Here is a 15,127-nt window from a genome sequence, read left to right on the forward strand (position 1 = left end):
CGTCCGTGACAGGATTCTGTATACGGCACCTATCACCGCCCCGCGGTGTCGGCGGCGCCGTACCCCTAACCGCACAGCACTCGGCTCAAGGGAGAGCGTCATGGCAGGCAAGCCGCCCGCGTCGGACCCCATCCAGGACGCACCCGAGGTCACGCCGCCCGAGCACTACGCCGTCGGCCTGCCGGCCATCGGCCACGCACTGCGCGTCTCCCAGCAGCAGATGGGCGTGCGCCGCACGGCCCTGACGCTGCTCCGGGTCAACCAGAAGGACGGCTTCGACTGCCCCGGCTGCGCCTGGCCCGAGCCCGAGCACCGCCATGCGGCCGAGTTCTGCGAGAACGGCGCCAAGGCCGTGGCCGAGGAGGCCACCCTCCGCCGCGTCACCCCCGACTTCTTCGCCGCCCACCCGGTCTCCGACCTCGCGGACCGCAGCGGCTACTGGCTCGGCCAGCAGGGCCGCCTGACCCAGCCGATGTATCTGGCCGAGGGCGCCGAGCGGTACGTACCGGTGTCCTGGGAGCGGGCCTTCGACATCATCGGCGAGGAGCTGACCGCGCTCGACTCCCCCGACGAGGCCGTCTTCTACACCTCCGGCCGCACGAGCAACGAGGCCGCCTTCCTCTACCAGCTCTTCGCGCGTGAATTCGGCACGAACAACCTGCCCGACTGCTCGAACATGTGCCACGAGTCGTCGGGCTCCGCGCTGACGGAGACCATCGGCATCGGCAAGGGCAGCGTCCTGCTGGAGGACCTGTACAAGGCCGATCTGATCATCGTCGCCGGGCAGAACCCCGGCACCAACCACCCCCGGATGCTCTCCGCCCTGGAGCAGGCCAAGGCCGGCGGCGCCAAGATCATTTCGATCAATCCGCTGCCCGAGGCGGGCCTGGAGCGCTTCAAGAACCCGCAGAGCCCGCGTGGCCTCGCCGGGCGCGGCACGGCCCTGACCGACCTCTTCCTCCAGGTGCGCCTCGGCGGCGACCAGGCCCTCTTCCGTACGCTCAACCGACTCGTCCTGGAGACCGAGGGCGCCGTCGACACCGAGTTCGTCGAGGAGCACACCCACGGCTTCGAGGAATTCGCCGCGGCCGCCCGCGCAGACGACGACTGGGACGCCACGCTCGCCGCCACAGGCCTGACCCGCGAGGAGATCGAGCGCGCGCTGGAGATGGTCCTGGCGTCCCGCCGCACGATCGTCTGCTGGGCCATGGGCCTGACCCAGCACAAGCACTCCGTCCCCACCATCCAGGAAGTCGTCAACTTCCTGCTGCTGCGCGGCAACATCGGCCGCCCCGGCGCGGGCGTGTGCCCGGTGCGCGGCCACAGCAACGTGCAGGGCGACCGTACGATGGGTATCTTCGAGCGCCCCGCCCCCGCCTTCCTGGACGCCCTGGAGAAGGAGTTCGGCTTCGCGCCGCCCCGCGAGCACGGCCTGGACGTCGTACGGGCCATCCGGGCCCTGCGCGACGGTGACGCCAAGGTCTTCTTCGCGATGGGCGGCAACTTCGTCTCCGCCACCCCCGACACGGACGTCACCGAGGCCGCCGTACGCCGCGCCCGGCTGACCGTCCACGTCTCCACCAAGCTCAACCGCTCGCACGTCGTCACCGGCGCCCGCGCCCTGATCCTGCCCACCCTGGGCCGCACGGAGCGCGACGTGCAGGCGGGCGGCGAGCAGTTCGTGACCGTCGAGGACTCCATGGGCATGGTGCACGCCTCGCGCGGCCGCCTCGCGCCCGCGAGCCCCCACCTGCTCTCCGAGCCCGCCATCGTGGCCCGCCTCGCGCGCCGCGCCCTCGGGCCGGGCAGCCGCACGCCCTGGGAGGACTTCGAGAAGGACTACGGCACGATCCGTGACCGGATCGCCCGTGTCGTCCCCGGTTTCGAGGACTTCAACGCCAAGGTGGCCCGCCCGGGCGGCTTCGCCCTCCCGCACGCCCCGCGCGACAGCCGCAGCTTCCCCACGGCCACCGGCAAGGCCAACTTCACGGCCGCGCCCGTGGAGTACCCGCATCTGCCCGAAGGCCGGCTGCTCCTCCAGACGCTGCGCTCGCACGACCAGTACAACACCACCGTCTACGGCCTCGACGACCGCTACCGCGGCATCAAGAACGGCCGCCGCGTCGTCCTGGTCAACCCCGAGGACGCCCGCGCGCTGGACCTGGCCGACGGCTCGTACACGGACCTCGTCAGCGAATGGACCGACGGCACGGAGCGGCGCGCGCCCGGCTTCCGCGTCGTCCACTACCCGACCGCGCGCGGCTGCGCTGCGGCGTACTACCCGGAGACCAACGTCCTGGTGCCGCTCGACCACACCGCCGACACCAGCAACACCCCCGCCTCGAAGTCGCTGGTGGTCCGCCTGGAGCCGGTGGCGCCGCAGACGTGACCGGACGCCACAGGCGTGACGGGGAGCCGCGAGCGTGAGCGGACCGCGCAGGCGTGACCAGGAGGCGCGTACGGTACGGGTCGCCGCCCCGGCCCGTACCGCCGCTCCGTAGCCTGATAAGAACGTGCACGACTCAACGACCGGCGTCGGACCGGCGCCGCCCCGGCGCGCCGCACCGCCGCCACCGGCACACGAACGGAGCCGCAGGACATGGGCGAGCAGCGCGCGACCACGTTTCCGCAGGAGATCATCGACCAGTGGGCCGGGCTCGGCCTGGACCTCGCCGCGCTGTTCTCCGCCGGTCACCTCGGTACGCGTATGAGCGTGCAGGTCCTGGAGGCCGCGCCGGAGCGGATCGTCGGCACCATGCCGGTCGAGGGCAACACCCAGCCGTACGGGCTGCTGCACGGCGGCGCCTCCGCGGTGCTCGCCGAGACCCTCGGCTCGGTCGGCGCGATGCTGCACGGCGGCCCCACCAAGCTGGCGGTCGGCGTCGACCTGAACTGCACCCACCACCGCGGCGCCCGCTCCGGCCTGGTCACCGGCGTGGCCACTCCGGTGCACCGGGGCCGCTCGTCCGCCACGTACGAGGTCGCGATCACCGACGAGGACGGCAGGCGGGTCTGCAGCGCCCGGCTGACCTGCATGCTGCGCGACGTGGACGCGTCGGTGTACCACCGCGGCTGACCCTCTGACAGCCCGACAGCCCTGCCGCGCTCCGAGCGCGGCCCCCACGGCGTCCTGGCGGCCCCGTTCCCGGAGAGGGAGCGGGGCCGCCGCCGTACGCTCTCCGGCGCGCGCACCCCGTCGTCCGCTCAGCGCCGTACGCCCCCGCGTCCCGTAACGCTCCGTAGTCCGCGCGGCGGGTGCCACCGCCGCCGGGCCCCCTCTGCCGCACGGGCCTCTCCCCTGTCCCGCACGTCCCATCCGCTATGCGGACGTCCGCACCATGATCGGCCTCAAATCCCCTGCGGGAAGTGCCAGTTCACGCTCCGCTCGGCGTCCGCGCCGAATGTAAGGAGCATGAGGGCAAAACGCTCATCGACGGTCATAACAAGAGCGTCACATCCTGGTCAGCGCCGCTGTCAGGCCACCGGGCACCGCTCTAGAGTCACCGCCAGTCACCGCGCCGCCGGGCGCGCGTTGCGAGCACGGACCCTGTACCACCCGTACAGCCCGGCGCGCGAAACGGTCGTGCGACGCGCCCGACCGCGCCAGGGAAAGGACTGATCGTGCGTCACCGTTCCTTGCTCATACTCACCACCGCGGTCACCGCAGGCGCCCTCACACTCTCCGCATGCGGTTCCCGCGGCGACGACAAGAAGGGCGGCGAGGGGTCCAAGACGTCCGTGACCATCGGACTCGACGCCCCGATCACCGGCGAGCTCTCCGCCCTCGGCCTCGGCATCCGCAACTCCGCCCAGCTCGCCGTCGACAACGCCAACAAGGCCGGCGAGGTCAAGGGCGTCGAGTTCAAGCTCGAACCGCTCGACGACAAGGCGCAGGCCAACGTGGGTCAGCAGAACGCCACCAAGCTCGCCGGCGACAAGGACGTCCTGGGCATCGTCGGCCCGCTGAACTCCAGCGTCGCCCAGTCCATGCAGCAGGTCGCCGAGCAGAACGGCGTGGCGCTGGTCTCCCCCGCCAACACCACCCCGGACCTGACCCAGGGCAAGGACTGGAAGCAGAACAAGCGCGTGCGGCAGTTCTCCACCTACTTCCGCACGGCCACCACCGACGAGGTGCAGGGCGCCTTCGACGGCCAGTTCGCCTGGGAAAAGGCCAAGTTCAAGAACGCCTACGTGATCGACGACCAGAAGACCTACGGCGCCGGCCTCGCCGCCTCCTTCCGCACCCAGTTCACCAAACTGGGCGGCAAGATCGTCGGTTCCGAGCACGTCAACCCGGAGGACCGCGACTTCAAGGCCGTCGTCGCCAAGGTCAAGGCGGCCAAGCCGGACGTCGTCTTCTACGGCGGCGAGTACCCCGCGTCCGGGCCGCTGAGCCAGCAGCTCAAGGACGGCGGCGTCACCGTGCCCCTGATGGGCGGCGACGGCATGTACAGCGCCGACTACATCAAGCTCAACAAGAAGGCGCAGGGCGACTACGCGTCCTCCGTCGGCAAGCCCGTCGAACAGCTCGACTCCGCGAAGAAGTTCATCGACGACTACCGGGCCGCCGGCTACAAGGACCGCTACGAGGCGTACGGCGGCTCCTCCTACGACGCCGCCTGGTCCCTGATCCAGGCCGTCAAGAAGGTCGTCGCGGACAACGGTGGCAAGCTGCCCGCCGACGCGCGCAAGAAGGTCGTCGACGCCATGAACCAGGTCTCCTTCGACGGCGTCACCGGCCGCGTCTCCTTCGACAAGTACGGCGACACCACCAACACCATGATCACCGCCTACCAGGTCGACCAGGGCAAGTGGGTCGCCCGCTTCAGCGCCGAGTTCAAGAAGTTCGACAAGGCCGGCAAGAGCTGACCCGGCCGGACCGGCCCGTACCGCCGAGGCCGGCGGGCCCGTACCGTCCGCGGTCCCGGGCCCGCCGGGCCCCGCCGCTCCATCCCACCGGCCAGTGCCCCCGGGCCGCGCCAGGACGCCACGAACGCCCTCCGGCGCAGCCCGCGGCACACGGGCTCGCCGCCACCGCCCGTACCGTCTTCCCACCCCACGGAGGCCCTGCGGTGAACGAACTGCCGCAACAGCTGGCCAACGGACTCATCCTCGGCGCGATGTACGGACTCATCGCGATCGGCTACACGATGGTCTACGGCATCGTCCAGCTCATCAACTTCGCGCACGGCGAGATCTTCATGGTCGGCGGCTTCGGCGCGCTCACCGTCCACCTCGTCATGCCGTCCGGCACGTCCCTCCTCCTCGCGCTGCCCCTGATGCTCCTCGGGGCCGTCGTCGTCTCCGGACTCGTCGGCGTGGCAGCGGAACGTTTCGCCTACCGGCCGCTGCGCGGCGCGCCCCGCCTCGCGCCCCTGATCACCGCCATCGGCCTGTCCATCGCCCTCCAGCAGGCCGTCTGGATGTGGTACCCCGAGGGCAACAAGGCCCGGGTCTTCCCGCAGTTCAAAGGGGACTCCTTCGAGATCCTGGGCGCCACCGTCCAGCGCGGCGACCTCTTCGTGATCGTCGCCGCCCCGGCCTGCATGATCGCCCTCGGCTTCTTCGTCGCCCGCACCCGCAGCGGCCGCGCCATGCAGGCCACCGCCCAGGACCCGGACACCGCCAAGCTCATGGGCATCAACACCGACCGGATCATCGTGCTGGCCTTCGCCATCGGCGCGGTCTTCGCGGGCGTCGCCGCCGTCGCCTACGGGCTGCGCACCGGCGAGGTGCAGTTCCGGATGGGCTTCATCCTCGGCCTGAAAGCCTTCACCGCCGCAGTCCTCGGCGGCATCGGCAACATCTACGGTGCCATGCTCGGCGGCCTCGTCCTCGGCGTCGCGGAAGCGCTCGCCACCGGCTACGTCGAGGAGATCCCCGGCATGCAGCAGTTCGGCGGCGGTGCCTGGAAGGACGTCTGGGCCTTCGTCCTCCTCATCCTCGTCCTCCTGCTCAGGCCACAGGGCCTGCTCGGCGAACGCGTCGCGGATCGGGCGTGATAGCGATGACCACCACCACACCCGCCAACGGCGGCAACGGCACCGGGAAGACAACCGGGACCGCGACGCGGCGTCCCCCGGGGGTCCTCCCCCTCCCCGAACGCGGCGCCCTCCTCGCCACCGCGGCCGCCGCCCTCGCCACCGCCGCCTCCACCGCCCTGGCCTGGACCTGGAGCAGCGACTTCCCCGGCGACCTCACCTACTACGGTTCCCCCGCCGGCCTCCAGTTGATCACCTTCGCCGGCGGCGTCCTCACCCTCCTGTTCGCCCTCGCCGGCCTCGGCGTCCGCGGCTTCGGCTGGCTCACCCCGGCCGGCCGCACCGCCCCCGTCCTGTTCGCGTCCCTCGCCACCCTCGCCGCCACCTGGTTCACCCTCGGCGCCATCGCCGTCCAGTTGGGCGGCCTGGTCAACCTCGAAGCCGGCGGCTTCATCGCGGGCGTCGCCGCGCTCGCCACGTTCCTGGGCGCCCTCGGCCTGCCCGCCGACCGCCCCGCCCCGGCGGGCCCGGAGGCCGCCCCGGCGCCCGGCGCCCGGCAGCGCTTCACCGGCGCCCTGGCCTCCGTACCGCCACGCAAACCCGTACGGCCCCTGCCCTCCTGGGGCGAGATCCTGGTCATCGCCGCGGCCTTCGGCGCCGGGCTGTACGTCTTCACCTACGGCATCGACGCGGAGGACGGCGCGCCCTTCGTCGGCTACCTGATCTTCGTCGCGCTCGCCGCGCCCGCCCTGCTCCGCGCCGGACTCGTCCGCCGCCTCACGGAGATCACCGCACGGCACCGCGGCGTCGCGCTCGCCGCGGCCTTCGTCGCCGCGGCCTGCTTCCCGTTCACCCAGGACACCGACCAGTACACGATCATCGGCGCCAACATCCTGATCTTCGCCACCGTCGCGCTCGGCCTGAACGTCGTCGTCGGTCTGGCCGGCCTCCTCGACCTCGGCTACGTGGCCTTCCTCGGCGTCGGCGCCTACGCGGCCGCCCTCGTCTCCGGCAGCCCCGAATCGGCCCTCGGGCTCCACTTCCCGTTCTGGGCCGCCCTGCTGACCGGCGCCGCCGCCTCCCTCGCCTTCGGCGTACTGATCGGCGCCCCCACCCTGCGTCTGCGCGGGGACTACCTCGCCATCGTCACCCTCGGCTTCGGCGAGATCTTCCGTATCGCCATGCTCAACCTCAACGGCACCACCGGCCCCGACGTCACCAACGGCGCCATGGGTATCCCCAACATCCCCAACCTGGAGATCTTCGGCTTCAACTTCGGCGAACCCCACGAGATCCTCGGCTTCACCATCGCCACCTACGGCAACTACTACCTCCTGATGATCCTCGTGACCGCCGTCGTCGTCCTGGTCTTCCGCCGGGCCGCCGCCTCCCGCATCGGCCGCGCCTGGATCGCCATCCGGGAGGACGAGACCGCCGCCGTCGCCATGGGCGTCAACAGCTTCCGGCTGCGCCTGCTCGCCTTCGCCCTCGGCGCCGCCCTCGCCGGGTTCGCCGGCACCGTGCACGTCCACGTCGTCACCACCGCCACCCCCGAGCAGTTCCAGTTCGCCGGGCCCACCCCGCCCAACTCCGCGTTCCTGCTCGCCGCCGTCATCCTCGGCGGCATGGGCACCCTCAGCGGTCCCCTGGTCGGCGCGGCCCTGCTCTTCCTCATCCCCGCCAAACTCGACTTCCTCCAGGACTACCAGCTCTTCCTGTTCGGCCTCGCCCTCGTCCTGCTCATGCGCTTCCGCCCCGAGGGCCTGATCCCCGACCGCAGGAAGCAGCTCGAATTCCACGAGACCGGCCAGCTCGACGTACCCGATACGCGCCTGCCCGCCGGGGACCAGGCCCTCGGCGGCGGCACCCAGGCGAAGGCGTGACGAGACCATGACCCCACCCACGGCATCCACCAGCACCGCCGACACCGTCCTCGAAGCCGCCGGCGTCACCATGCGCTTCGGCGGACTGACCGCCGTACGCGGCGTCGACCTGACCGTCCGGGCCGGCGAGATCGTCGGCCTCATCGGCCCCAACGGCGCCGGGAAGACCACCTTCTTCAACTGCCTCACCGGCCTCTACGTCCCCACCGAAGGCACCGTCAGCTACCGAGGCACCCGCCTCTCCCGCAAACCCCACCTCGTCACCAAAGCCGGTGTCGCACGCACCTTCCAGAACATCCGCCTCTTCGCCAACATGACCGTCCTGGAGAACACCCTCGTCGGCCGCCACACCCGCACCAAGGAAGGGCTCTGGTCCGCCCTCCTGCGCGGCCCCGGCTTCCGCAAGGCCGAACGCTCCTCCGAGGAACGCGCCATGGAACTCCTGGAGTTCACCGGCCTCGCCGCCAAACGTGACCACCTCGCCCGCAACCTGCCCTACGGCGAACAGCGCAAGCTGGAGATCGCCCGCGCCCTCGCCAGCGACCCCGGCCTGCTCCTCCTCGACGAACCCACCGCCGGCATGAACCCCCAGGAGACCCGCGCCACCCGCGACCTCGTCCTCGCCATCCGCGACCAGGGCACCGCCGTCCTCGTCATCGAGCACGACATGCGCTTCATCTTCAACCTCTGCGACCGCGTCGCGGTCCTCGTCCAGGGCGAGAAACTCGTCGAAGGCAGCTCCGAAACCGTCCAGGCCGACGAACGCGTCGTCGCCGCCTACCTCGGCACGCCCTTCGAGGACGCACCCGGCGCCGAAGAGGCGGCCGAGGTACGGGCCGCGGAGGAACAGGCCCGCGCCGCCGGCCACGGCCCCGCCGCCCAGGAGGAGGCCCCCCGCGCCGACTCCCCGCCCGAAGACCGCCCGCCGGGCGACTCCGCACCCGGCGGCCCCGCCCCGGAAGGAGACGCCCGATGACCACATCCCCGCTCCTCCGGGTCGAGGACCTGCGCGTCGCCTACGGCAAGATCGAAGCCGTCAAAGGCATCTCCTTCACCGTCGAGGCCGGCCAGGTCGTCACCCTCATCGGCACCAACGGCGCCGGCAAGACCACCACCCTGCGCACCCTCTCCGGCCTCCTCAAACCCCTCACCGGGAAGATCACCTTCGACGGCGCGCCGCTCACCGGCGTCCCCGCCCACAAGATCGTCGAACGCGGCCTGGCCCACTCCCCCGAAGGCCGCCGCCTCTTCCCCCGTCTGACCATCGCCGAAAACCTCAAGCTCGGCGCGTTCCTGCGCAAGGACCCGGACGGCATCGAGGCCGACATCCGGCGCGTCTACGACCTCTTCCCCATCCTCGGCGAACGCAGCCGCCAGGCGTCCGGCACCCTCTCCGGCGGCGAACAGCAGATGCTCGCCATGGGCCGCGCCCTGATGTCCCGGCCCAAACTGCTGATGCTGGACGAGCCCTCCATGGGCCTGTCCCCCATCATGATGCAGAAGATCATGGACACCATCCGCGAACTGCGCGCCCAGGGCACCACCATCCTCCTGGTCGAACAGAACGCCCAGGCCGCGCTCTCTCTCGCCGACCACGGCCACGTCATGGAGACCGGCACCGTCGTCCTGTCCGGTTCCGGGGAGGAACTTCTGCACGACGAGTCCGTGCGCAAGGCCTATCTGGGGGAGGACTGAGGAAGGCGGGCCGGGGACACGGGAGTTCGGGGTACCTGGGGTGCGGGAGTTCGGGGTATCGGGGCTGCGGGGTTCCGGGGCAGCGGGGTTCGGGACTGCGGGGGTTCGGGACTGCGGGGGTTCGGGACTGCGGGGGTCCAGGACTGTGGGCGATCGGGGCTCCGGCCGAAGAAACACCGGCCCGGAGCCCCACCCGGCCCCGGGCCCTACAGAGTCGCCACCACCGCGTGATACAGCGCGTAGAGCACCGCCGGCAGCGCCCCGATGAGAACCGCGACGGCCGCGAGCACCGCCGGCAGCCGACGCGTCGACTTCAACTCCCGTACGAGGTAGGCGACCAGCCCGAAGAAGGCCAGCGTCACCACCACCCCGGCGGCAAGCCACATCCAGACATCCGAGTGCATGACGCACTCTCCCTTCGACCATGCCTAGTCCAGCGGGCGACCTCGGCGCACGACCGCGGAACGCTCCGGACAGGCCCGTGGTAAGGGAGCCCGCGGCCGGAACACGGCGACGCGAAGAGTCGGAACGACGGTAGCCCAAACCGCGCCCCATGGGCCACAGTTGGGAAAGAAAAACGGCGAGGCAGGGCTCCCGGGCTACCACCCCCGGGGCCCCGCCGAAAGCGCGCCGGACCAGGCATGAGTCTCAGGACGCTGTCATGCAAGAGTGGATGCACCCTGTAAACGAACGATGAACGCATCACACACCCCCTTTATACCGCCCCGACCAAGGCTCCAACCAGCATTGATCCACGCTCACTTAACGTCCACTGAATGCACTGTTAAGTTCATCGGCAGCGCGTACAGCGCACTGGAGCACCGGAAGGGGCACACCGACATGGCAACGCTCCGCTTCGGCCTGCTGGGGCCGGTGACCTCCCACTACGGCGGCACGCCCGTCGCACTGGGCCCCCCGCAGCGCAGAGCCGTCCTCACCGCCCTGCTCCTCCAGCCCGGACAGGCCCTCACCGTCGCCGCGCTCCGCGAACGCGTCTGGCCCGGCCCGCCACCCGCATCGGCGATCTCCGCGATCCACCTGCACATCCACCACCTGCGCCGCACCCTGGCGCGGTACGAAGGCCCGGGCCGCGAGCACCCGGCACGCCTGGCCACCCACCCGGGCCACACCCCGGAGAACGTCAGCTACGTCCTCCACGTCGCCCCCGGCCACGTGGACACCGACCGCTTCCGCCACCTCGCCGACGACGGCGCCGACCACCAGGCCCGAGGCGACCACCACGGCGCCCTCGCCCGTTTCGACGCGGCACTGGCCCTGTGGCGCGGCGAACCCCTCACCGGCCTCCAGCCCTCCGCCTTCGTACGCGCCACCCGGCGCACCTTCACCGAGATCCACCTGGACACCGGCAAACGCCGGGCCACCGCGCTGCTCGCCACCGGAGCGGTCACCCGCGCCACCCTCGCCCTCCAGGACCTGCGCGACCGGCACCCCGACGACGAGAGCATCGTCGTCGCCCTGGCCCGCGCCCTGTGCGCGGGCGGAGCGGAGAGCCGCGCCACGCGCCTGCTCGGCGAAGAACTCGAACGACGGCACCGCACCGACGGCATCCGGCCGCCCGCTCTGGCACACGCCCACGCGGCCCTCCTGCACGGCACCGCGCTCCACGACACGGCTCCACACGGCACCGCCCCGCATCACGCAGCCCTGTACGACGCCGCCCTTCACGACACCGCGGACCGACGCGATGGATCTTGAAGCGCGGGTCCTCGGACCACTTCAGCTCACCCTGGACGGCGTCGACATCACCCCGTCCGCCATCCGCCAGCAGGCACTGCTCGCAGCCCTGCTGCTGCACCACGGCCAGACCGTCCCCCTCCCCGCCCTCACCACGGACATCTGGGGCACCGACCCACCCGCCACCCCCAGAGAACAGATACAGACCCACGTCCACCGCATCCGCCGGCAGTTCGACAAGACCGCCGGCCACGGCACCGGACGCCGGCTCCTCACCTGGGCGCAGGACGGCTACGCCCTGCACCTTCCCGCGGACCACATCGACCTGAGCCGCTTCGTCACCGCCGTCGACAAGGCCAGGGTCCACCTGACCGAAGACCGCCCCGCCGTCGCCCACACCCTGCTGACCGACGCCCTCGCCATCTGGCGGGGCCCGGCCCTCGCCGGCCTCGCCACCGGCACCGGGCTCACCCCCCACATACAACGCCTGGATGACCTGCGTACCGAAGCCCTCGGGCTGCGCATCACAGCCGACCTCCGTACCGGACACGCCGCACGCACCATCCCCGAACTGCGCGCCCTCGTAACCGAACACCCCCACGACGAGACCTTCCACGCCCACCTCGCCACCGCCCTCCACAGGACCGACCGCACCGCCGAAGCCCTGCGCGTCCTCGAACGCTACGGAGCGGCCCTGGAGTCGGCACACGGCACCAGCCTGCCACCCCGCCTCCAGGTACTCCACACCGCGATCAAGAACGACGCAACGCCCCCGACCACACCCGCCCCGCCGATCACCACCGCCACACCCCACCCCGCCACCACTCAGGCCCCCCCGCCCCCCGTCAAAAGCCCCCCACCGAACCGCAGCGCACCCGACCCCCACCAGAACTCCGTCCGCTTCACCGTCCTCGGGCCCGTACGCGCCTGGCGCGGCGCGACACCACTCGCGACCGGCTCCCCGCAGCAGCGAACCCTCCTCGCCACCCTGCTGCTTCGCGGCGGCCGGACCACCACCGCGGCCGAACTCGTCGACGCCCTCTGGGGCGAAGAACCACCGCACGCCGCCCTCGCGGCCCTCCGCACATACGCCTCCCGCATCCGCAAAGCACTCGGAGCCGACGCGGACCTCCTGGTCGCCGAGTCCGGCGGCTACGCACTGCGCGGGTCGCGCAACCAGCCGCTCGACCTCGACCTCGATCACGCGGAAAGGTACGCGGCCGAAGCCGAGAACGCCCGCGCCGCCGGTGACCGCTGCGCGGCCCGCGACCTCCTGAACTCCGCCCTCGCCCTGTGGGACGGCGAACCACTGGCCAACCTCACCGGCCCCTACGCGGACAACCAGCGCACCCGCCTGGAGGAATGGCACCTCTCCCTCCTGGAGACGCGCCTGGAACTCGACCTCGACCTCGGCAACCACACCGAAGCCGTCCCGGAACTCACCGCGCTCACCGCCGCACACCCCCTGCGCGAACGCCTCCGCGAACTCCTCATGCTCGCCCTGTACCGCAGCGGCCGACAGGCCGAAGCGCTCGCCGTCTTCGCCGACACCCGCCGCCTGCTCGCCGACGAACTCGGCGTCGACCCCTCCCCCACCCTCGCCGCCCTGCACCAGCGCATCCTGACCGCCGATCCCGAACTGGGCCTCCCCGCGCCCCCGAACACCGACGAACCGCCCCCCGTCATCCCCTTGCAACTGCCCGCCACCGTCCCGGACTTCGTCGCCCCCGAAGCCACCCTGGCCCAACTCGGTGAACAGCTCATCTCCGCCCAAGGCCCATCCACGACGGTCTCAGCCATCAGCGGCATGGCCGGCATCGGCAAAACCACCCTCGCCGTCCACGTCGCCCACCTCGTCCGCGACCACTTCCCCGACGGCCAGCTCTACGTCGACCTTCAGGCCACCCATGCCCCCACCGCCCCCGAAGCCGTCCTGGGGTCCTTCCTTCGCGCCCTGGGCACCCCCGAAACCCACATCCCCGACGGCGTCCACGAACGCGCCGCCCGTTACCGCGCCCTCCTCGCCGACCGCCGCGTCCTCGTCCTGCTCGACAACGCCCGCGACGCCGCCCAGGTCCGCCCCCTCCTGCCCGGCACCAACGGCTCAGCGGCCCTCGTCACCAGCCGCTCCCACCTCGTCGGCCTCGACGGCGCCCAATTCGTCGACCTCGACGTGATGCCCCCGGACCAGGCACTTACCCTCTTCACCCGCATCGTCGGCGAACAGCGCGTCGCCACAGAAGTCGAAGCAGCCAGGAACGTGGTCCACGCCTGCGGGTACCTACCGCTCGCCATCCGCATCGCCGCCGCCCGGCTCGCCGCCCGCCGCACCTGGACCGTCTCCGTACTCGCCGCCAAACTCGCCGACGAACGCCACCGCCTCGACGAACTGCGCACCGGCGACCTCGCCGTCGCATCCACCCTGGAACTCACCTACCGACGACTGACACCCCGGCAGGCACAGGCATTCCGGCTCCTCGGCCTCGCTGACGGCCCCGACATCTCCCTCCCCGCGGCCGCCGCCCTACTCGACACCGACGCGCACGCCGACTCCGACTCCGACTCCGACTCCGACAAGGCCAACAGCACCGACGCCACCGAAGAACTCCTCGAATCCCTCGTCGACACATCCCTCCTGGAGTCCGCCGCCCCCGGCCACTACCGCTTCCACGAACTCGTACGCCTCTACGCCCGCTCCCGCGCCGGACGCGACGAGCCCCCACCGGCCCGCGAAGCCGCCCGCACCCGGCTGCTCCACCACTACCTCGCCACCGCCACCGACGCCCACCAGCTCAAATGCCCCGGCGACCGGCTCCTCGACCACCTCACCCCGGCCACCCGGCCCGGCACCGTCTTCCCCAGCCGCAGCGCCGCACTGGACTGGGTGTTCACCCAAGGCTCCAATCTCCTGGCCGCCGCACGCCAAGCCGCCGCCCCCGGACGGAGCCCCCACGAGCTGCGCCCGGCCACCGACCTGCTCCTCCTCACCCAGGACCTGCTCAGCTCCGCCGTCCTCCTCCCCCAGTACGAGCAGACCGCCCACACCCTGGCCGAAGCCGCCCAGGAAGCAGGAGACACCCCGGCGGAAGCCCGCGCCCGCCTCCTCCTCAGCCGCGCCCGCGCCCGGCTCGGCCGCTTCCGGGAAGCCGAGATCCAGTCCCGCGCGGCCCGCACCCTCGGACAGCTCGCCGACGACCCCGTCGTACGCGGGCGAGCCCTGAACCTCCGCGGCGTCGAAGCACTGACCGCCCACCGCCTCACGGCCGCGCTCACCTACTTCACCCAGGCCCTCGACGCCTTCCGGCACGACGACGACCGGTACGGCGAAGCGGCGGCACTCGCCCATCAGTCCCGCGCCCTGCTCGGCCTCGGACGCAAGCGGGAAGCCCTGGCCGCCGCGGACCGCGCCCTCCGCCACTACCGCGCCCTCGGCGCCTCCGTCCGGCTGGCCCACGGCCTGTACACGACGGGAGTCACCCTGGCCGCGGCGGGCAGACCGGACGCGGCACGGTCCCGGTACGCCGAAGCTCTGGCGCTCTTCCACGAAGAACGCCAGAGCCTGTGGGCCGGGCTCACCCTCTACCGGCTCGCCGAAGCCCTCCTCGAAGCCGGACAGCCCCGCGAAGCCGCACGCCACGCGGAAGACGCCCTCAGCACTCTCCGGATCAACGGCGGCACCTGGCGACGCGCCACCGTCCTCGTCACCCTCGGCCACGCCCTGCGGGCAGCCGGCCGGCCGGAACGCGCGCACGTCACCTGGGAGGAGGCGCTACGGCTCTTCACGACGCTGCGCGTCCCCGAGGCCGACGACGTACGCGTCCTGCTCGGCCTCCCGGCACCGCGCACCCCCGCCGCCGCGCGCCTGCCCTGACC

General features: G+C 71.8%; 10 protein-coding genes and 1 pseudogene. 10 read left to right on the forward strand and 1 reads right to left on the reverse strand.

Annotated elements, in window-relative coordinates; all coding sequences use genetic code 11:
* The first annotated feature begins 100 nt into the window (after window positions 1–100).
* The 7 genes from ACZ4QV_RS28900 to ACZ4QV_RS28930 all read left to right on the forward strand — a co-directional run bounded on the left by ACZ4QV_RS28900 (window position 101) and on the right by ACZ4QV_RS28930 (window position 9,559).
* Window positions 101–2,389 carry an FdhF/YdeP family oxidoreductase gene (locus ACZ4QV_RS28900; RefSeq protein ID WP_361589230.1) on the forward strand — a complete coding sequence of 763 codons (2,289 nt, stop codon included), beginning with the start codon at window positions 101–103 and terminating at the stop codon, window positions 2,387–2,389.
* A gap of 210 nt (window positions 2,390–2,599) precedes the next feature.
* Window positions 2,600–3,076, forward strand: coding sequence for a PaaI family thioesterase (locus ACZ4QV_RS28905; protein WP_361142657.1), 477 nt, complete (start codon window positions 2,600–2,602; stop codon window positions 3,074–3,076).
* A 560-nt stretch (window positions 3,077–3,636) separates the two neighbouring features.
* Window positions 3,637–4,869, forward strand: a complete 1,233-nt coding sequence (locus tag ACZ4QV_RS28910) for a branched-chain amino acid ABC transporter substrate-binding protein (protein ID WP_361145113.1) — start codon at window positions 3,637–3,639, stop codon at window positions 4,867–4,869.
* Window positions 4,870–5,072: 203 nt separating this feature from the next.
* Entirely contained in the window at window positions 5,073–6,002 is a 930-nt protein-coding gene (locus ACZ4QV_RS28915; RefSeq protein ID WP_361142660.1) for a branched-chain amino acid ABC transporter permease, read from the forward strand.
* 5 nt (window positions 6,003–6,007) lie between these two features.
* Window positions 6,008–7,864 (forward strand): branched-chain amino acid ABC transporter permease, encoded by a 1,857-nt coding sequence (locus ACZ4QV_RS28920; protein WP_361142663.1) that lies wholly within the window; start codon window positions 6,008–6,010, stop codon window positions 7,862–7,864.
* A gap of 7 nt (window positions 7,865–7,871) precedes the next feature.
* On the forward strand, window positions 7,872–8,840 hold the full coding sequence (locus ACZ4QV_RS28925) for an ABC transporter ATP-binding protein (RefSeq protein WP_361142666.1): 969 nt from the start codon (window positions 7,872–7,874) through the stop codon (window positions 8,838–8,840).
* Complete coding sequence (locus ACZ4QV_RS28930; RefSeq protein ID WP_361142669.1) at window positions 8,837–9,559, forward strand: ABC transporter ATP-binding protein; 723 nt, start codon at window positions 8,837–8,839, stop codon at window positions 9,557–9,559. The genes ACZ4QV_RS28925 and ACZ4QV_RS28930 overlap by 4 nt, the downstream gene beginning before the upstream one ends.
* 206 nt (window positions 9,560–9,765) lie before the next feature.
* Here the strand turns inward: ACZ4QV_RS28930 and ACZ4QV_RS28935 are convergent, their stop codons facing one another.
* The gene (locus ACZ4QV_RS28935; protein WP_361142671.1) at window positions 9,766–9,963 is read right to left on the reverse strand and encodes a hypothetical protein; all 198 of its coding nucleotides are present in this window, start codon (window positions 9,961–9,963) and stop codon (window positions 9,766–9,768) included.
* A gap of 436 nt (window positions 9,964–10,399) precedes the next feature.
* On the opposite strand from ACZ4QV_RS28935, the gene ACZ4QV_RS28940 reads away from it, so the two are divergent.
* The 3 genes and pseudogenes from ACZ4QV_RS28940 to ACZ4QV_RS28950 all read left to right on the forward strand — a co-directional run bounded on the left by ACZ4QV_RS28940 (window position 10,400) and on the right by ACZ4QV_RS28950 (window position 15,125).
* On the forward strand, window positions 10,400–11,275 hold the full coding sequence (locus tag ACZ4QV_RS28940; RefSeq protein ID WP_361589221.1) for an AfsR/SARP family transcriptional regulator: 876 nt from the start codon (window positions 10,400–10,402) through the stop codon (window positions 11,273–11,275).
* Window positions 11,265–11,543, forward strand: a pseudogene (locus ACZ4QV_RS28945) (AfsR/SARP family transcriptional regulator); the annotation flags it as partial. The gene ACZ4QV_RS28940 and the pseudogene ACZ4QV_RS28945, both read left to right, overlap by 11 nt.
* Window positions 11,544–11,579: 36 nt before the next feature.
* Entirely contained in the window at window positions 11,580–15,125 is a 3,546-nt protein-coding gene (locus tag ACZ4QV_RS28950) for a BTAD domain-containing putative transcriptional regulator (RefSeq protein WP_467763588.1), read from the forward strand.
* The last annotated feature ends 2 nt before the right edge of the window (window positions 15,126–15,127 follow it).

Source organism: Streptomyces sp. NPDC026394, from assembly GCF_055567735.1.

Coding starts and splice junctions, on each gene's coding strand:
- ACZ4QV_RS28930 (WP_361142669.1), top strand. CDS start 8,837: ATGACCACATCCCCGCTCCTCCGGGTCGAGGACCTGCGCGTCGCCTAC.
- ACZ4QV_RS28935 (WP_361142671.1), bottom strand. CDS start 9,963: ATGCACTCGGATGTCTGGATGTGGCTTGCCGCCGGGGTGGTGGTGACG.
- ACZ4QV_RS28905 (WP_361142657.1), top strand. CDS start 2,600: ATGGGCGAGCAGCGCGCGACCACGTTTCCGCAGGAGATCATCGACCAG.
- ACZ4QV_RS28900 (WP_361589230.1), top strand. CDS start 101: ATGGCAGGCAAGCCGCCCGCGTCGGACCCCATCCAGGACGCACCCGAG.
- ACZ4QV_RS28940 (WP_361589221.1), top strand. CDS start 10,400: ATGGCAACGCTCCGCTTCGGCCTGCTGGGGCCGGTGACCTCCCACTAC.
- ACZ4QV_RS28920 (WP_361142663.1), top strand. CDS start 6,008: ATGACCACCACCACACCCGCCAACGGCGGCAACGGCACCGGGAAGACA.
- ACZ4QV_RS28925 (WP_361142666.1), top strand. CDS start 7,872: ATGACCCCACCCACGGCATCCACCAGCACCGCCGACACCGTCCTCGAA.